The sequence below is a fragment of the Nakamurella lactea DSM 19367 genome, from assembly GCF_000426645.1.
Lineage (GTDB): Bacteria > Actinomycetota > Actinomycetes > Mycobacteriales > Nakamurellaceae > Nakamurella > Nakamurella lactea.
Genome location: NZ_AUFT01000016.1, coordinates 168,265 through 185,123, shown reverse-complemented (window position 1 = coordinate 185,123; position 16,859 = coordinate 168,265). Strand labels below are relative to the sequence as shown.

Sequence of the window (16,859 nt, the reverse complement as noted above, 5' to 3'; positions counted from 1 at the left end):
CGACTTCCCGGTCACCGTCACCGACGGCGTCGTCAACCTCGACTTCATCAAACGGGTCGAGTGGGCCAAGATCTCCGCCATCGAGATCATCCCGACTCCCTGACCGACCCGGTCGCCGCGGCTGCGGCGAAAATGACGGCACCGGCGGAATTCCGCCGGTGCCGTCAGCCGATCTGCGAGTGCGGCGTCGACGCCAACACCCGACGGGCCAGCTGCAGCCGCGAGCGGATCTCCAGTTTGACGAAGATCTGCTTGAGGTGGGACTCGACCGTATGTCGTGAGACGAACAGGCGGGCGGCGATCTCCGGGTTGGACATGCCGTCGGCGACCAGCATCGCCACCCGCAGTTCGGCGCGGCTCAGCACCGACACCACCGGCCGGGCATCCCGGGGCGGCGCCGGCGTCTTCGGCGAGCTGATCGTTCGCGGCTTGGTCGGCGAGTTCCGGCCGTCGCCGCGCCCCGTCGCGGAGAACAGGTCGTTGCCGGGCACGATCGCCCGCACCTTCTTCTGCGCCCTGGCTGCGTGCCATCGCACGGTGCCCTCGGTGATGTCCAGCCGGCGGGCGACCTCCCTGGTGGTGGCACCGGCCGCGAGCGACTGATGGACCTCCCGCTCACGGGGTGTCATGGACCCTCCGGTGGCCGGGCCCAGTTGCCGCGCTACCCCGGTCCGCGACGCCTGCAGTAGCTGCATGGCGTCCATCCGGGAGAACCCGCTCTCCCCGCGGCGGACGCCGTCCAACGTGCGGGCCCAGGTCGCCGCGCCGGCGGTCGGCAGCATCCACCCGTCGGCGCCCGCCGCCACGGCGGCGAGCAATTCATCGAGCGACGCTGCCGGGGCGACCACGACGATGTGCCGGGCCAGGGGTGCGACCTGCGCCCCGTCGACCGACCGGGCGACCCGGCCCGCGTGGTCGACGGCGACGACGCAGATGTCCACCTGCGATCCAGCGCCGGTGTGGTCCATGACGGTGATCCCGGCCTGACTCAGTCCGGTGCGGAATCTCATGACGGCGGCCAGATCACCGGTCACCACAATTGTCGGCGTCGTCGTCATGGCGCTCCCCAGGTCAGGATGATGGCTCCGTGCGTCGTCCCCCGACGATCGCGCGTCCCGTTGGCCACCCGACAAGGCCTCCAACCGACCGTGCGTGCACGCAGTGTAAGCACACGGACGGATGAGACGTCAACAATCCACCCGAACGGGTGACATGAGTGTCGAATCTTCGGATCGCCTCATCGAAACTGCATGGCTTTCGTTCCATTCGGATGAGCTTTCGAAAGCCCGGCCGCCCCGCCTCCCGTCGGCCCGCCGGCCCGTCGGGCGGCAGCGTGCAGCCGGTTACGGTGTCCGGGTGAACTCACCGACTCCGCCGGCACCGGCCGGGCCTGCCCTCGATCCGGCGCTGATCGTCGGGCTCGGCAACCCAGGACCCTCGTACACCGGGAACCGGCACAATGTCGGAGCGATGGTCGCCGACCTGCTGGCCGAGCGGATCGGCGGGAGGTTCAAGTCGCACAAGTCCGGCGCCGATGTGCTCGAGGGCCGGCTGGCCGGCGCGCGGGTCGTGCTGGCGAAACCGCGCTCGTACATGAACCTGTCCGGTGGGGCGACCGCCGGCCTGGCCCGGTTCTTCAAGATCCCGCCGGCGCAGATCGTGGTGATACACGACGAACTCGACCTGCCACCGCAGACCGTCAGGGTCAAGCAGGGCGGCGGCGAGGGCGGCCACAACGGGCTCCGATCGATCTCGAACTCGTTGGGCACCAAGGACTATCTGCGGGTGCGGTTCGGCATCGGCCGACCACCGGGGCGCCAGGATCCGGCCGATTTCGTGCTCAAGGACTTCTCAACGGCCGAACGTAAGGAACTGCCGATCGACCTGGAGAACGCCGCCGACGCCGTTGAGCTACTGATCCGGCTCGGCCTGCTGGAGACACAGAACCGACTGCACTGACGGTCGAATATCGGCGGCTCTATCCGGTGAGGCCGGGGAAGCTCCAGGTACCGTCGAGGACCTCGGGTCGCGGTCGGTAGAGCCGCACGAGGTAGTTCCAGCCTTCGGTGATCGGGATCGCGTTGGGGATCTCGGGTGGATAGTCACCGAACCGGACCGTCACGGAGCCGTCGGGATTGCGCACCCCGGTGATGTTGTTGACCGTATAGGCGCCGCGCTCGTTCGGCTCGAAGAAGCCCTTGGCGTTGTACACCGAGATCGACCAGAAACCGTCGACCGGGACGTCGGCAACGGTCAGTTCGTAGTTGCCGACCGGCAGGCGCGGATCGACCCCGACATAGAAGGCCTCGCTGCTCGGCAGGCCACCCCAGCCCGCCGCAGTGCCGATCAGGTGACGCACCGGGTCGACGTCGTCCTTGGCTCCGAACATCCGGTCGAACCCGGTCAAGTTGCGGGCCAGGGAAAGCAGCGCATCGCGGGTCTCGTCGAACGATTCGGTGTCGTAGTCCGGATACTCGAACGCCGCAGCTGAGCCGTTGGTCAGCGAGATCTGGCCCTGGATCGCGGCAACGGCGGCGATGTCCGCCGGATCGGCCGGATCGACAAGGACCCGGATCGCAACTGCCACATACGGCGTACCGAACCGGTCCGAGCTGATCTCGTACTCGCCCGGTTCGTGCAAGATCGCGTCAACGTAGTGGTCCTGATTGACGATCATCGCCGACAGGTACCGGTCGCCGTGGTCGGGCAGCGTCAGCGTTGCGCCGGCGGTGGCGTCGACGATCGCGAAACTGTAGAGCGTGTCGCGGTTGAGTCGGATCACCGTCTGCTTGTCGATCGCCGCCGGTTCGCGGTTGTGCAGGAACCGGCCGACTCCACCCGCGTTCTGCTGCAGCTCGTGGAACATGCGGTCGGTCTCGGCGCGGGCGAAATTATCGACGTTCACCTGGGTGGTCACAAATGGATCATTGCATGCGGCCAGACGGCACGCCAGAGTCGGCAGTACCCGACCACGACGGCCTCTCGTACCCGTCGATCCGCCCGGTCGGACGGGACCACAAGGCTGCCCACGGTGTTGTTATGAGTCCCGCAACGGAACCGAGATGTCACCACCGGGCTCCTCGGTGATCCGGTCGCGCATCCGCACCACCGTCGGAGCCTCGATGAACCCACCGGCGACCAGTGCCTGGCCGAGGGTGAACGACTTCGCCCGGTCGAAGATCTCCCGCGGTACGAACCCGAAGATCTCGCTGAGTTCCAGCAGATCGCGCGGACCGTTCATCTTCATCATCACGATGTTGTCGCACTGCGAGATCACCTCGGGGTGCACCTTCGACGGCCGCTGGGTGGACAGCAGCAGCCACAGCCCGTACTTGCGGCCCTCCGCCGCGATCTGCACGATCTGCTCGACGAGCAGCTTCTCGACCAGGGTGTCCGGGTTCGGCGGGCACAGGTTGTGAGCCTCGTCGATGACGATGAGCCTGGGCACCCGGCTCTCCCGCTTCTCCCAAAGGTGTTGCAGCACACTCAGTGCGGCGATCCGCGGCTCCTCACGACGACGGAATCCACCCAGGTCGAGGACGGTTGCGTCGGCGCGCTCGGCGATGATCTCTTCGGCGGGGACCTCGCCGCGGGCCCACAGATCCCACTCGAGTGCCCCGAGGTTGTCCACCCTCAGCGCCAACGCACGCCTGGCCGGCACCGACGCGGTCCGCAGTCCCGCCATCATGGCTTCATAGTCCTGCGGCCCGAACTCGCGCTCCAACTGGATCAGCATGTTGTACTCTTCGGCGTCCACCAGCGGGTCGAGATCCAGCACGGCAGCCCGCGCCCGCAGGTCCAGATCGACGAAACGCACCCGCAGTCGTGGCTGTTGGTCGCCGGTGGAGTGAAGTACTCGGATGTCCCGCTCGGCCAGCAGTCGGCTCTCGCTCTCCGATGCGGTGGCCCGCGAATGCCCGAGCCGCACGAAGTCGCCGTTCGGGTCGAACACCAGCACCGGAAGCGCGGTGTGCAGGATGATCTGTTCGAGCAGAACCCCGAGCGCGTAGGTCTTGCCCGATCCGCTCTGTCCACACCAGAACGTATGCCGGTTGAGCTTCTTGGCCAGTACCCCGATCTCTCGCAGAGGATCGGTCGCGTCGCCACCGACGACGAGCACTTCCTTGGTCGCCACCTGGTACCTCACTTTCGATGTCGTTCCGACGGTAGTAGCTGATCTTTCGGCCGGTCTCATCCAGACCGGACGAGAACGGGCCGGGCCGACCGGTCGTCAGTGCCGGTCCGCGGCGGCACCGACCGCGTCACGCAGCAGCCCGGCCGCGGCCGCCCGCTTGATCTTGCCGGACGGCGTCTTCGGCAGGGTCCCGACCGGCACCACCTGCACCAGCGCCGGCCTGGCACCGATCACCGATGTGACCAGCGACCGCACGCCGTCGGTGATCCGTTGCACGGCAGCGGCATCCCCGGCCTCCCTAGACTCGACGACGACGGCGAACGACTCGCGCCCACCACCGGTCGACCAGCGCACCGCCGCCGCATTGCCGGCCCGCACCCCAGCGACCGTCTGCGCGACCCGTTCGATGTCGGTCGGGTAGATGTTGCGTCCGCCCATGATGATCACGTCCTTGACCCGCCCACAGACCACCACCTGACCGTTGACCAGGTATCCGAGATCGCCGGTGTCCAGCCAGCCGTCGGCTCCGCGGGTCGGCAACGGGCCGTCGACGGTCAGGTATTCGGAGGTCACCGAATCGCCGCGCAGCTGCAGTACCCCGACCTCCCGCTCGCCGAGCTCGCGGCCGTCTGCGGCCTTCACCGTGACCTCGATGCCCGGCAGCGGCGGGCCCAGCAACGGATACCGGCGGAGGGCCCCGTCATCCGCGTGCTTTGGTTCGGACTCGTTGACCGGTACCGCTTTTCGCTCGTTTTCCAGCGCCACCGCATCCACGGTGTCGATCTGCAACGGCGTCCCCCACGGGTGGAAGGCGACCCCGAGTGTCGCCTCCGCCATCCCGTAGGCCGGCACCATGGCGGTGGCCGGCAGCCCGAACGGCGCGCCGGCCTCCAGGAAGGCCTCGGTGGCCGCGACATCGATGGGCTCGGCGCCGTTGAGCGCGAACCGCAGGCTCGACAGGTCGACCCCGGTCGCCCGCGGCAGTACCCTGGCGGTGATCGCGTAGGCGAAATTCGGTGCGGCCGTGCAGGTTCCGCCGAACCGCGAGATCAGCTCCGGCCAGAGCAGCGGGTTGCGCAGGAAGTCGCCCGGGGTCACCTTCACCAGTTCGAGCCCCCGACACATCGGCAGGGTGAGGAAGCCGACCATCCCCATGTCGTGGAACAGCGGCAACCAGGACACCATCACGTCCCGGCCGGCCTGCAGATCGGCGGTGGCGCACATGGCCTCGATGTTCGCCCACAGATTCGCGTGGGTGATCCGCACCGCCTTCGGCGTCGCGGTGGAGCCGGATGTCAACTGCAACAACGCGGTTGACGCCTCGTCCACCGCGATCGGTTCGAATTCCGTGTCGTCACCCGCGTCGAGATCCGGGATGTTCAGCACCGAGATGCCGCCGGCGACCAACGCCTCCGCCGCGCTCTCGAACGGTGCTCCGACGATGATGAACCGGGCGCCGATCACCCCCAGCACGGTCGCGGTCTCGTGAGCGTAGGACGCAAGGTCGGTCCGGGCGGTGGGTTGGTGCAGCATGGTGACCGAGCCGCCGGCCAGCCAGACCGCCTGCGCGGCCGGCGCGATGTCGGCCGGCGTGGCGGCCAGCACGGCGACCGCGGATCCGGCGCCGACCCCACGGTCGGCGAGCACCGCGGCCATCCGGCGCGCCCGACTGTGCACCTCGCGCCATCCGGTGCGGACCGGCGCCGCCGGATCGCCGGTCGTCATCCCCTGTGCGCTCGCAGCGGCGGCGACCAGCGCCGCGGTGAACTGGCTCATGCCGCACAACCTATCCGGCGGTCCGTCGGACCGGTGATGCGCCCGGCGAGGATGCGGCACGGGGACGAACGCTCCGACTCGGCGGGTTCACTCTCATTGCACCGGCCCCGGCGAGGACGGACGCTCCAACTCGGCGCCTTCAGCCACCCGCGCTGAGCATGCGCGATATCAACTCGCAACTGTCACATCCTTCACATGCGTCTCACATGGAACTACAGTTTTCAGGTTGCACATCCGCCACGAGAAAGGTCCGACATGACGACCGACCCGGAGGAGTTCGAACCCGACCCACTGCGCCACCCCGTCGACGAGGGTGGCCCCAAGGGAGTGGGTGGGAGCGATCTTCGCTTCAGCCCCTGGAACCTGCTCCTGCTGGTTCCGCTGCTGATGCTGATCACCGTTTGGTACAACAAGGATTCACCGCGGCTGTTCGGGATGCCTTTCTTCTACTGGTTCCAGTTCGTTTATGTCTTCGTCGGTGTCGCCTGCGTCTGGATCGTCTACGCGACGACCAAGCACAAGGGTCGGCCGCGTGCGGATGTCAACACCGACGAGAACGGGGCAACCCGATGAGCAACATCAACTGGACCGAACTGATCATCTTCACCGTGCTGTTCGTCGGGGTTGCCGGCATGGGTTTCTGGGCCGCCAAGTGGCGTTCCGGCAGCACGATGGACCACTTGGACGAATGGGGGCTCGGCGGCCGCAAGTTCGGCGGCTGGATCACCTGGTTCCTGGTCGGCGGCGACCTGTACACCGCGTACACCTTCGTCGCGGTTCCCGCGTTGGTGTTCGGCGCCGGCGCGATGGGCTTCTTCGCCCTGCCCTACACGGTGATCCTCTACCCCATCGTGTTCCTGCCGGTGCTGAGGTTGTGGTCGGTCTCCCGGGTGCACGGCTACGTCACCCCGGCCGATTTCGTCCGTGGCCGTTACGCCAATCGCACTCTCGCGCTGCTGATCGCCATCACCGGCATCGTGGCCACCATGCCCTACATCGCCCTGCAGTTGGTGGGGTTGGAGGCCGTGCTGCGCACCATCGGGATCAACGGCGGCGGCATCGCCGGGCACTTGCCGCTGTTCATCGCGTTCCTGGTGCTTGCTCTCTACACGTTCAAATCCGGACTCCGGGCGCCGGCACTGATCGCGTTCGTCAAGGACATCCTGATCTACATCGTGATCATCGTCGCGGTGATCTACCTGCCCAGCAAACTGGGCGGTTGGGGTCACATCTTCGACACCGCACAGGAAAAGCTGACGGCGCCGAACCCGACCACCGGGAAGCCCGGCACCGGCAGCATTCTGCTGAACAGCAACAACCAGCTGCAGTACGCGACGCTGGCCCTGGGATCTGCGTTGGCGTTGTTCCTCTACCCACACTCGGTGACCGGCGTGCTGGCCTCCAGAGGGCGAAACGTGTTGAAGAAGAACATGATCGCGCTGCCGGCCTACTCGTTCCTGCTGGGCCTGCTGGCGTTGTTGGGCTATGCAGCGCTCACGGCCGGCGTCAAGCCGATCATCAACGCGGCCACCGGCAAGGGCGACGGCAACACCATCGTCCCGGTGCTGTTCCACAACGAGTTCTCCGACTGGTTCGCCGGAGTCGCGTTCGCCGCCATCGGGATCGGCGCCCTGGTGCCGGCCGCGATCATGTCGATCGCAGCGGCCAACCTGTGGACGCGGAACATCTACAAGGAGTACATCCGCAAGGATGCGTCACCGAAATCCGAGGCGAAGCAGGCGAAATGGGCTTCGCTGGTAGTGAAGCTCGGTGCGGTCGCCTGCATCCTGTTCATCGACCCACAGTTCTCCATCGACCTGCAGCTGATCGGCGGCGTCATCATTCTGCAGACACTGCCAACGGTCGCCATCGCGTTGTACACCCGATGGCTGCACTCGTGGGCGCTGGTCGCCGGCTGGGTGGTCGGCATGGGCTGGGGCCTGTTACTGCTCTACGGCATTCCGAATCCCGCCTCCGGCAAGCAGCATTTCGGTGGCTCGGCGCTGACTCTGGACAAGCTGTCGATCTTCGGCTGGCACCCGTGGGCGGGCTCGACGCTGCAGATCTACGTCGGCTTCGTGGTGTTGATCGCCAACTTGCTGGTGGCGGTGATCGTCACCGTGATCCTGCGGGCAACCAAGACCAAGGACGGGGCTGACGCCACCGCCGGCAGCGACTACCACGCCGACGAGGGTGACGCCGAGCTGAAGGAGATCGCGCCCGCACACTGACCCGGTCGGGTTCGCCGGCTCGCGACCGGGCCAATACCGCACCGGAGCCCGCGAACCTCGAGGTTCGCGGGCTCCAGTGCTGATCCGGCCTACCTTTGCCGGGTCACGGGACCACGACAAGCTTGCCGGTCGCCCTGTTCTGCTCCATGTACTCGTGTGCCTCGGCGATCTGGTCGAGGGCGAATACCCGATCCAGCGGGATCAATCGCCGGTCGAGCTCGGCCGCCGCAAGGTAGTCCCGGAGTACCTCGGCGGGCAGGTCGGCGGATCCACCTGAGTATGACGTGAGGCGCACACCGGACGGCAGATAGGCGTTCGGATAGAAGTTCTCGACAATCCAGGAGTTGCTCAGCATCCCGGTGAAGCACGCGACGCCGTGGACTTTCAGCGTCCGCAAGGTGTCGGACAGCGTCGGTGCGCCGACGAGCTCGAGCGCCAGGTCGGCGCCGGCCGGCAGGATCTCGCGCAGTCGAGGGGCGACGGCCCCGTCGTCGACAAGCACGTGGTCGACGCCGATCTCGCGCAGCCGGTCGGCTTTCGCCGGCGACCGGGTCGTCGAGATCACGGTAAGTCCCTGGCGCTTGGCCAGCACGGCAGCAGCCATCCCGACAGATGATGTTCCGCCGCGGACGAAAAGGGTCTGGCCCGGTTGTGCGTCCAGCCCGGTGGTCAGGCTCCCGTAGGCGGTCTGCAGCATCTCCGGCACGGCGCCGAGCAACTCCCAGGGCAGATCGCTGCGGAACGCGGTGACCTGCCCGGCGGGAACGCAGGTGTATTCGGCGTACCCGCCGTCGAACGTCCGCCCCATTCCGCCCATCATCGTCATCACCCGTTGCCCTGCCGCGAACTCGCCGCCGGGACAGGCGACCACCTCGCCGGTCGCCTCGATGCCGGGTACGCGTGGAAAGGTGACACCTTCGGCCAGTCCGAGGCGAGTGTGCAGCTCCGACCGGTTCAGGCCGAAGGCGCGAACCCGGATGAGCACCCAGCCGGGCGCCGGATCCGGGATCGGCAGCCGGCGGACCACGAGGGCATCGGCGCTGCCCGGACCGTCGAGAACCACCGCGCGCATCATGGCCGGCGCGACGCAACTCATGCGAGCACATCCTCGGTGCGCTGCTGCTCGGACAGCGCCGTCAGCAGGGATTGCAGCTCGCCGACACCGTGGCGGCCCAGGCTCACCCCGAACCGATCGCGCAGCCATCGCTCACCGGTGGCCGAGCCCGCCTCGACAACCCGGCTGCCCTGCTCGTTCAGGCGCAGCCGGCTCGCCCGCCGATCCGTGTCGTCGACGACCCGGTCCACCAGGCCGGCACCTACCAGTCGATCGGCCAGCTTGCTGGCACCTCCCGGTGAGATGTCCAAGGCCTCGGCCAGGTCCTGCACCCGGCTGCCCGGCGCGGCCTTCAGTAGCCGCAGCGCGACCACCTGCCCGAGGGTGAATCCGTGCTCTGCGATGAGCGCGCGGTCGAGTTGGTTCCACAGGCGGGTCTCGATCCGGACCAGCGTTTCGAACAGCCTCAGGTTCTCCGTCATCCCCAGCGTGTCTGTCATGTCCAGCCCAACTGCAATCCGAGGAACTATATTCCCAGGAACGTATCTTGGCGGCCGGAACCGGTCCGCCCGCTCAGCACCCGGACAGCACCGGAGCCCGCGAACCTCCGGGTTCGCGGGCTCCCGTGCTGTTTTCGGGTCGTGTCGGTGGTCCACCACGCTAGGACCCGCGAACCGGGTGGGGCTCAGGCCGCGTGGACCGCCGACTCCACGCCGACCGACTCGGCCGCCGACTCGGCGGCCGGCTCCAGAGCCTGGGCGACGATGTCGGCGACGTCCGTCATCGGCCGGACGTCCAGTTCGGCAAGGACCTCGGCCGGGACATCGTCCAGGTCGGGTTCGTTCCGCGCCGGGATGAAGACGATCTTCAGGCCGGCCTGCTGGGCCGCCATCAGCTTCTGCTTCACCCCGCCGATCGGCAGCACCCGCCCGTTCAGGGTGACCTCGCCGGTCATCCCGACGTCCGAGCGAACCGCCCGTCCGGTGGCGAGCGACGCGAGCGCCGTGACCATGGTGACGCCGGCGCTCGGTCCGTCCTTCGGCACCGCGCCGGCCGGAACGTGCACATGCACACTGCGTTCCACCGCTGACGGCTCGATGCCCAGTTGCTCGGCGTGCGAGCGCAGGTACGACTGAGCGATCTGCGCCGACTCCTTCATCACGTCGCCCAGCTGTCCGGTGAGCTTGAGCCCGGTGCGCCCGGACTCCCCCTCGCCGGCCGGCAGGGCGGTCGCCTCGATGTACAGCACATCGCCGCCGAGGCCGGTGACGGCCAGTCCGGTCGCCACACCCGGCACCGCGGTCCGCTCGGCGACGTCGGAGGTGAACCGCGGGCGCCCGAGGAAGTCCTTCAGGTTCTCCGCAGTCACCGCGATCGGCGACTGCGCGCCGGCACCCAACTTGGTGGCCGCCTTCCGCAGCACCTTCGCCAGACCGCGTTCCAGTTGCCGCACACCGGCTTCCCGGGTGTACTCGGTGGCGATCAGCCGCAGCGATTCGTCGTCGATGGTCACTTCGGGAGTCTGGTCGTCGTCAGCCCCGTCGGTGGTCAGAGCCGCCCGTTCGGCCTGCCGCGGCCACAGGTGCGTGCGCGCGATGGCCACCTTGTCGTTCTCGGTGTAGCCGTCGAGGGTCACCAGTTCCATCCGGTCCAGCAACGGGCCGGGGATGTTCTCCACGGCGTTCGCCGTGGCCAGGAACAGCACGTCGGACAGGTCCAGGTCCGTTTCCAGGTAGTGGTCCCGGAAGGTGTGGTTCTGCGCCGGGTCCAGCACTTCCAGCAGCGCCGCGGCGGGATCTCCCCGATAGTCGGCGCCGAGCTTGTCGACCTCGTCCAGCAGCACCACCGGGTTCATCGAGCCGGCCTCGGAGATGGCCCGGACGATGCGGCCCGGCAAGGCGCCGACGTAGGTGCGCCGGTGCCCGCGGATCTCCGCCTCGTCCCGCACGCCGCCGAGGGCGACCCGGACGAACTTGCGGCCCAGCGACTTCGCCACCGACTCACCAAGCGAGGTCTTGCCGACCCCGGGCGGGCCGGCGAGTGCCAGCACGGCCCCGGATCCGCGGCCGCCGACCACCTGCAGCCCACGGGCCTGCCGACGCGCCCGGACCGCCAGGTACTCCACGATCCGGTCCTTCACGTCGTCCAGACCGTGGTGGTCGGCGTCCAGCTGGGCGCGGGCCGCGGTCAGGTCGGCGTTGTCTTCGGTGGTGACGTTCCACGGCAGTTCCAGCACGGTGTCCAGCCAGGTACGGATCCAGCCGCTCTCCGGAGACTGGTCGCTGGCCCGCTCGAGCTTGCCGACCTCGCGCATCGCCGCCTCGCGCACCTTGTCCGGCAAATCGGCGGCCTCGACCCGCGCCCGGTAGTCGTCCGAGCCCTCCGGCTCGCCCTCGCCGAGTTCCTTGCGGATGGCCGCAAGCTGTTGCCGCAGCAGGAATTCGCGCTGGGACTTCTCCATGCCCTCGCGGACCGATTCGCCGATCTTGTCGGCCACCTCGGCCTCGGCCAGGTGTTCACGGGTCCATTCGATCAGCACCGTGAGCCGCTCGTCGACGTCCGGTGTCTCCAGCAGCTGCCGCTTCTGCTCGACGGTGAAATACGAGGCCCAACCGGCGGTATCGGCCAGCTGCGACGGGTCGCTGATCGACTCGACCGTGTCGATGATCTGCCAGGCGTTGCGCTTCTGCAGGCTGGCGACGACCAGCGCCTTGTACTCGACGGCCAGCTTGTTGGTGGCCTCGGTGGTCGCGGTGTCGTCGACCGGCTCGGCCTCCACCCACAGCGCGGATCCGGGCCCCGTCACCCCCGTGCCGATCCGGGCGCGCCCCTCGGCGCGCAACACCGCGCCCGGCGCCCCGCCGGGCAGCCGGCCGAGCTTTTCGATGGTCGCGACGGTGCCGAAGCTGGAATAGCGGTCGGTCAGCCGGGGGGCCAGCAGAAGCTGCTTCGGTTCGCCTTCCGGGGCGGCCGCGACCGCCGAGTCGACCGCCGCCTGGGCGGGTTCGTCCAGTTCGACCGGCACGACCATGCCGGGAAGTACCACGGTGTCGGGCAGCGACAGCACCGGCAGACGCAAAGTTTCAGTCATGTCTCTTGGTCTCCTCGAATAGTTGAGCCTGCACGACTCAAGTCATTCGGGGCACCGGTTGTTCCCAAGACGCTGCCGTGTTTGCTGTCGGCGAACGGTCCGGTTCCTGGGCACCGTGTCGGCGTCCGCTGCTCGAACAGCGCGACGAGTGGTGAGCCTGCTACTCCGAGTCCTGGACGGCCAGCGGCCCGGTTGCGGTGAGCCCAGCCTCGGTCTCCGACGATCGAAGTCTGGCCAGCAGGGCCATGATCTCCTCGGACAGCGCGGCGAGGTGCTCACGGGGAGGACCGTCGTCAGCCGGCCAATATGGTTCGTATTGCCGGAGCGCTGAGACAACCGTCCTGGCTTCGCTCGGCGAAAGTTTCAACACCACGCCGTCAGCCTCGGGGCCTTGGGTCATGACACAAATGTAGACGCGCCATCGGCGGATAGCGCCACATCGGTACGCAAGGTTCCCCGAGCGCGAAAACTCGATCATCGGCCTGCATCACGACCCGATCGAGATCGACTGGCCCGCTCGTCTGTGACGAACGCTGCGACGATTGCCCGTGCTGGTAGGCCAACTATTGCCGCGGAGTGCCGACGTCAGTCGGACGGGCTCCACTCACCGATTAACACCGTGCCGCCATCGACGATGTCGATCGGCAGGGTCATCGGATCGAGTTGCACCGGGGCCGGGGCGCTGCCCCGGGTGACGGTCATGATGACGTCGCGGGCTTGCTCGAGGCCGTGCACGGCACCGGTACCGCTCCAGCCGATCCGCACGACGGCCGACGCGCCAGGGGCCAGGGTGACCGGGAGCGGGTTCTTCGGCACCGGCTCCGGCATTAGGTCGTGGCTCTCCGCGACCCAGAATGTCGATCCATCGGTGCCCCGGAACTGCACTGAGGCAAAGCCTTTGAGCACGCAATCGGCACCGCCGGTATTGGTTGCCGTGACCGTGAATTGTCGGTACATCATCGCGTGATCGGTCCCGCCGGCGACCAGGGTGAGCTGAGACGGCTGACATGCTGTGCCGCCCTGCGGGTCCGCCACGTCCGGGAACGATCCGGTCGGCATCGGAGGCGTCGAACGGACACTCCTGCTCGAGGTCTGCCCGTCAGTCCCGTCAGAACCGTCGGCGATGCCCGACGTCTGGCTCATGACGATCGTCTCGACGGCGTAGCCGGTGGTTTCGGCGGCCCGCTGACCGGCCTGCGCGCCGATACCGCAACCAGACAGCACTCCGAGGACCAGCCCGACCAGGCAGGCCAATCGGGTAGCACGACTGTTGACGCCCGGGCCCGCCATGCGCCCCCCGGATCGATGGATTGATGGGGGCCAGGTCACCGACGCAGTATTCATCACGGCGCCGCGGGTGATCCGCTCTGCACTCCTCGGTCATGCGGTTCGGGTTCGGTCCAGTCGCTCTGGAAGCGGCCGGAATCCGGCGGAGCGGTAGGTGGCCACAGCGGTGGTGAGCGAACTCATCGTGCAGTGCGCGACAGACATCAGCATCGAATTCAGACCGGGTCCGCGACGTACTTCGAACTCAGCCGGACCGCTGATCAGGCCGGCGGCGCTACCCTCGATGTCGTACTCGTCCGGGAAGGTGATGGACATGGCCGCCAGTCCGGTGGCACCCACGCATCTGCTCACCGTCGACGATGACACCGCACTGGGCGGGGACGAGCACGGGCGCACCGAGTTGATGGAGGGCAGCCTCATCGTGTCCCGAGCCCGACACCCGACCACAATGCAGCGATCGTCGCCCTGCTCCTGCAGCTGCAGCCACAGCTTCCGGCTGATTTCGAACTCATCCCCGACATCGACGTCGACCTGCAACTCGCGCCGCCAGGTGCGCCCGGCACCGTCCGCCGGCCCGATCTGGTGATCGTCGGCCGGGACGCCCGGCAGCGGGTCCGGTCCGATGGCGGCCTGCTCCGTGCCGCCGACCTCATCGTCATCATCGAGATAGTGTCCTCCGGCTCCCGCCGCATCGATCGCATCGTCAAGCGGGCCGAGTACGCCGACGCGGGCATCGACCACTATTGGATAGTCGATATTGATGCCCAGGCCACCCTCACCGCACACCGCTTGGCGGGCACGGACTATCGGGTCGAAGCACCGGCCACCGGCAGGTACACCGCCGACGCGCCGTTCGGCGTCGATCTCGACCTGGCCGGATTCTGATCGGAGCGCAGCGACGACTTCGCCGAGCCGTTCTGCAACGAGCGTGCGCAACCGCTACCAGCGGATGGGGCCGTCGCCGTCGACGAACGTGCCGGACGGAGCGCCCGCGGGAGCAGTGGCGGCTGCGACGACTGTCCGGGCGGCCTGCTCGGGTGTGGTCGGCGCCTGGTCCTTGTTGGCCGGGGTGAGCTCCGTCTGGACGAAGCCAGGGCAGACCGAGGTCACCACGATGGGGGTGGCTGCCAGCGCCTTGGCCAAGCTGATGGTGTAGCTGTTCAGGGCGGCCTTGGAGGCTTGGTAGGCAGGCACGACCATCGAGTAGTACGCCGATGCGGGATCGGCCTGCTCGGTCAACGAGCCCATTCGGCTCGAGACATTGACGATGCGGCCGGCCGGACTCCTGCGCAGCAACGGCAGGAACGCCTCGGTCACGGCAAACGGCCCGACGGCATTCGTGGCGAAGGTAGCGGCCACCACGTCGCCGCCCTGGCCGGTGCCCTCGGGGAGGATGCCCGCGTTGTTGACCAGCACGTCGACGTGATCGAACTCCTCGCTGACCGCCCTCGCCGCCTCGGTGACACTGTTCGGTGCGGTCACGTCCAGCACCACGCCCCTGGCATCGACTCCCGCCGCACCCAGCTTCCCGACCGCTTGGTCGACGGCGTCCCGGGCCCTTCCGGTCACCACAACGGTGTACCCCTGCCTACCCAATTCGGATGCGGTGGCTGCGCCGATCCCGCGGGTGGCACCGGTGATGACAGCGACTTTCGACATGAAGCAAACTCCTCGACTGGGTGAAAGGGTGGCCGGCGTGCCCAGGGCCGCCGTGCCTGTACACATTGGAGACGCGTCGGTCGCGTCTTTCGTGAGATGCACTTCCGCGCCGGGGATTCCGGCCTCCATTGGATGGATCGATTGAGGTGGCCGGGTCCCGGAGTGCGGTGAGAGAATCCGGCCATGCCCAACTTCAGTCGGTCGGACGATCTGCAGGGAGCGGAGTTCGTCAACGTGGACCTGCGTGGCGCCCGGTTCGTCGGAGCCGACCTGTCCGGCGTCGTGATGCGCGGCGTCGACCTGCAGCGGACGGACATCGACTCACCATGGCTCTTCGACGGCGATAACCCGTTTCGGGTCAACGACATCGATGTGCGGCCGTACGTCGACGCCGAGCTCAACCGCCGCTTCCCTGGCCGCGCCGAACGGCGCGCCGCCGACCCCGCCGGCCTACGCGCGGCCTGGGTCGCGCTGGAAGGGACCTGGGCGGCCGCCCTCGAGCGGGTCGCGGCGATGCCGGCGGGCACGGTCGACGTGTCGATCGCCGGTGAGTGGTCGTTCGTCCAGACGTTGCGGCATCTGATCATGGCGACCGACACCTGGCTGGGCCGGGCGATTTTGCAGGTCGACCGGCCCTACCACCCGCTCGGGCTGCCGAACGAAGGCTTCGAGGCCGACGGAAACGACATGTCCGTCTTCGCCACTGCCGCGCCCTCGTACTCCGAGGTGCTCGAGGCACGGGCGGATCGGGTGGCGATGGTGCGCGACTACCTGGGCTCCGTCAGCCAGGACGAGTTGGCTGCGGTCCGCCGGAACCCGCACGCCCCCGAGTACCAGGAGACGGTGCTGTCCTGTCTGCACACCATCCTCGGCGAGGAGTGGGACCACTACCGTTATGCGGTACGGGATCTCGACGTGATCCAGGAAGCAACGGCGGCTGAACCGACTCCGGTCGACGGAGAGGCGGTCGACGGAGACTGATCCGCCGGGTCGTCGTTCGTCAGCCCGGATTCGTCAGCCCGGATTCGTCAGCCGAGTTTCGTCAGCCCGGTTCGTCCTGCGGGTCGGGAAGGTGCGGGTGCTCGGTCGGGTACAGCGCGGCGACGAAGCCGTAGCTCTGCTCGCCGCCGCGGGGCAGCCGGCTGAACTCGTCGGCCAGGTCGAGCATCCGGCGGCGGAACTCGCGCAACTGCACTCGCGGGATCCTGGCGTAGCGCAGGATCGCCGACAGTTCGTCGTTCAGGTGTGCCGGCTCGGACTCGCGGGCCGCCGTCACCAGGTAGTTGCCGCCGATCGGCCGACCGGCCTCGTCCAGCGCCTTCAACTCACCGACGAAGTGCAGCCGGGCGGTTCGGCCGTAATAGCTCTCCGTCACCGCCCGCACCCGGCGGGTGCGCACCACGGTGGTGATCCCCGCCTCCGTCAGCAGTTTGACGTGATAAGCGACGGTGCCCTTCGGCCGGCCGAGGGCGGTGGCGAGTTCGGTGATGGTCGCGGCCCGCTCCAGCAGCAGGTCGAGGACGGCCTCGCGCAGCGGATCGGCGATCGCCCGGACCTGGGCGATCGTGGTGAGCTCCATCCGCTCGTCGAGCTCGTAGTCGAGCCCGTCCTTGCCTTCCGTCACCG

The 16,859-nt window shown here is 68.0% G+C and carries 17 protein-coding genes; 5 read left to right on the top strand and 12 right to left on the bottom strand.

The window, feature by feature from the left end; translation table 11 throughout:
* Positions 1–164: 164 nt before the first annotated feature.
* Positions 165–1,058 (bottom strand): response regulator transcription factor, encoded by an 894-nt coding sequence (locus K340_RS35245; RefSeq protein WP_037365071.1) that lies wholly within the window; start codon positions 1,056–1,058, stop codon positions 165–167.
* Between the two features lie 298 nt (positions 1,059–1,356).
* Here K340_RS35245 and pth point away from each other — a divergent pair, with 298 nt between their 5' ends.
* The gene (gene pth, locus K340_RS0116205) at positions 1,357–1,959 is read left to right on the top strand and encodes an aminoacyl-tRNA hydrolase (protein ID WP_051266538.1); all 603 of its coding nucleotides are present in this window, start codon (positions 1,357–1,359) and stop codon (positions 1,957–1,959) included.
* A 19-nt stretch (positions 1,960–1,978) separates the two neighbouring features.
* On the opposite strand, the gene K340_RS0116200 is transcribed toward pth, so the two are convergent.
* From K340_RS0116200 to K340_RS0116190, 3 genes are all read right to left on the bottom strand, one after another.
* Complete coding sequence (locus tag K340_RS0116200; RefSeq protein WP_051266560.1) at positions 1,979–2,866, bottom strand: DUF1214 domain-containing protein; 888 nt, start codon at positions 2,864–2,866, stop codon at positions 1,979–1,981.
* A 171-nt stretch (positions 2,867–3,037) separates the two neighbouring features.
* The gene (locus tag K340_RS0116195) at positions 3,038–4,135 is read right to left on the bottom strand and encodes an ATP-binding protein (RefSeq protein WP_211229480.1); all 1,098 of its coding nucleotides are present in this window, start codon (positions 4,133–4,135) and stop codon (positions 3,038–3,040) included.
* 96 nt (positions 4,136–4,231) lie between these two features.
* Positions 4,232–5,911, bottom strand: a complete 1,680-nt coding sequence (locus K340_RS0116190; protein ID WP_029137482.1) for a fatty acyl-AMP ligase — start codon at positions 5,909–5,911, stop codon at positions 4,232–4,234.
* A gap of 327 nt (positions 5,912–6,238) precedes the next feature.
* Here K340_RS0116190 and K340_RS0116185 point away from each other — a divergent pair, with 327 nt between their 5' ends.
* The gene (locus tag K340_RS0116185; protein WP_029137481.1) at positions 6,239–6,484 is read left to right on the top strand and encodes a DUF3311 domain-containing protein; all 246 of its coding nucleotides are present in this window, start codon (positions 6,239–6,241) and stop codon (positions 6,482–6,484) included.
* Positions 6,481–8,142 (top strand): monocarboxylate uptake permease MctP, encoded by a 1,662-nt coding sequence (gene mctP, locus K340_RS0116180; RefSeq protein ID WP_029137480.1) that lies wholly within the window; start codon positions 6,481–6,483, stop codon positions 8,140–8,142. The genes K340_RS0116185 and mctP overlap by 4 nt, the downstream gene beginning before the upstream one ends.
* A 103-nt stretch (positions 8,143–8,245) precedes the next feature.
* On the opposite strand, the gene K340_RS0116175 is transcribed toward mctP, so the two are convergent.
* The 6 genes from K340_RS0116175 to K340_RS36705 all read right to left on the bottom strand — a co-directional run bounded on the left by K340_RS0116175 (position 8,246) and on the right by K340_RS36705 (position 13,925).
* The gene (locus K340_RS0116175; RefSeq protein WP_029137479.1) at positions 8,246–9,214 is read right to left on the bottom strand and encodes a zinc-binding alcohol dehydrogenase family protein; all 969 of its coding nucleotides are present in this window, start codon (positions 9,212–9,214) and stop codon (positions 8,246–8,248) included.
* 20 nt (positions 9,215–9,234) lie between these two features.
* On the bottom strand, positions 9,235–9,678 hold the full coding sequence (locus K340_RS30680) for a MarR family winged helix-turn-helix transcriptional regulator (protein ID WP_211229478.1): 444 nt from the start codon (positions 9,676–9,678) through the stop codon (positions 9,235–9,237).
* Positions 9,679–9,881: 203 nt separating this feature from the next.
* Positions 9,882–12,287, bottom strand: coding sequence for an endopeptidase La (gene lon, locus K340_RS0116165; protein ID WP_029137478.1), 2,406 nt, complete (start codon positions 12,285–12,287; stop codon positions 9,882–9,884).
* A gap of 160 nt (positions 12,288–12,447) precedes the next feature.
* Positions 12,448–12,687: a hypothetical protein gene (locus tag K340_RS0116160; protein WP_154674298.1), complete on the bottom strand. Its 240-nt coding sequence runs from the start codon at positions 12,685–12,687 to the stop codon at positions 12,448–12,450.
* 185 nt (positions 12,688–12,872) lie between these two features.
* Complete coding sequence (locus tag K340_RS0116155; RefSeq protein WP_029137476.1) at positions 12,873–13,577, bottom strand: DUF4232 domain-containing protein; 705 nt, start codon at positions 13,575–13,577, stop codon at positions 12,873–12,875.
* A 90-nt stretch (positions 13,578–13,667) separates the two neighbouring features.
* Positions 13,668–13,925, bottom strand: a complete 258-nt coding sequence (locus K340_RS36705; protein ID WP_211229477.1) for a hypothetical protein — start codon at positions 13,923–13,925, stop codon at positions 13,668–13,670.
* A 105-nt stretch (positions 13,926–14,030) separates the two neighbouring features.
* Between K340_RS36705 and K340_RS35240 the strand changes: the two genes are divergently transcribed.
* The gene (locus K340_RS35240) at positions 14,031–14,459 is read left to right on the top strand and encodes a Uma2 family endonuclease (protein WP_245599587.1); all 429 of its coding nucleotides are present in this window, start codon (positions 14,031–14,033) and stop codon (positions 14,457–14,459) included.
* Between the two features lie 54 nt (positions 14,460–14,513).
* Here the strand turns inward: K340_RS35240 and K340_RS0116140 are convergent, their stop codons facing one another.
* Positions 14,514–15,233 (bottom strand): SDR family NAD(P)-dependent oxidoreductase, encoded by a 720-nt coding sequence (locus tag K340_RS0116140; RefSeq protein ID WP_029137474.1) that lies wholly within the window; start codon positions 15,231–15,233, stop codon positions 14,514–14,516.
* Between the two features lie 183 nt (positions 15,234–15,416).
* Here K340_RS0116140 and K340_RS30675 point away from each other — a divergent pair, with 183 nt between their 5' ends.
* Positions 15,417–16,214, top strand: coding sequence for a DinB family protein (locus K340_RS30675; RefSeq protein ID WP_051266533.1), 798 nt, complete (start codon positions 15,417–15,419; stop codon positions 16,212–16,214).
* A 61-nt stretch (positions 16,215–16,275) separates the two neighbouring features.
* Here the strand turns inward: K340_RS30675 and K340_RS0116130 are convergent, their stop codons facing one another.
* Positions 16,276–16,857, bottom strand: coding sequence for an ArsR/SmtB family transcription factor (locus K340_RS0116130; RefSeq protein WP_029137473.1), 582 nt, complete (start codon positions 16,855–16,857; stop codon positions 16,276–16,278).
* Positions 16,858–16,859: the final 2 nt, after the last annotated feature.

Bases quoted from the DNA above. Each gene is read 5' to 3' on its own strand.
- K340_RS0116190 (WP_029137482.1), bottom strand. From the start codon at position 5,911: ATGAGCCAGTTCACCGCGGCGCTGGTCGCCGCCGCTGCGAGCGCACAG.
- lon (WP_029137478.1), bottom strand. From the start codon at position 12,287: ATGACTGAAACTTTGCGTCTGCCGGTGCTGTCGCTGCCCGACACCGTG.
- K340_RS30675 (WP_051266533.1), top strand. From the start codon at position 15,417: ATGCCCAACTTCAGTCGGTCGGACGATCTGCAGGGAGCGGAGTTCGTC.
- K340_RS0116200 (WP_051266560.1), bottom strand. From the start codon at position 2,866: ATGTTCCACGAGCTGCAGCAGAACGCGGGTGGAGTCGGCCGGTTCCTG.
- K340_RS0116175 (WP_029137479.1), bottom strand. From the start codon at position 9,214: ATGCGCGCGGTGGTTCTCGACGGTCCGGGCAGCGCCGATGCCCTCGTG.
- K340_RS0116160 (WP_154674298.1), bottom strand. From the start codon at position 12,687: ATGACCCAAGGCCCCGAGGCTGACGGCGTGGTGTTGAAACTTTCGCCG.
- K340_RS0116140 (WP_029137474.1), bottom strand. From the start codon at position 15,233: ATGTCGAAAGTCGCTGTCATCACCGGTGCCACCCGCGGGATCGGCGCA.
- K340_RS35245 (WP_037365071.1), bottom strand. From the start codon at position 1,058: ATGACGACGACGCCGACAATTGTGGTGACCGGTGATCTGGCCGCCGTC.
- K340_RS30680 (WP_211229478.1), bottom strand. From the start codon at position 9,678: ATGACGGAGAACCTGAGGCTGTTCGAAACGCTGGTCCGGATCGAGACC.
- K340_RS0116155 (WP_029137476.1), bottom strand. From the start codon at position 13,577: ATGGCGGGCCCGGGCGTCAACAGTCGTGCTACCCGATTGGCCTGCCTG.
- mctP (WP_029137480.1), top strand. From the start codon at position 6,481: ATGAGCAACATCAACTGGACCGAACTGATCATCTTCACCGTGCTGTTC.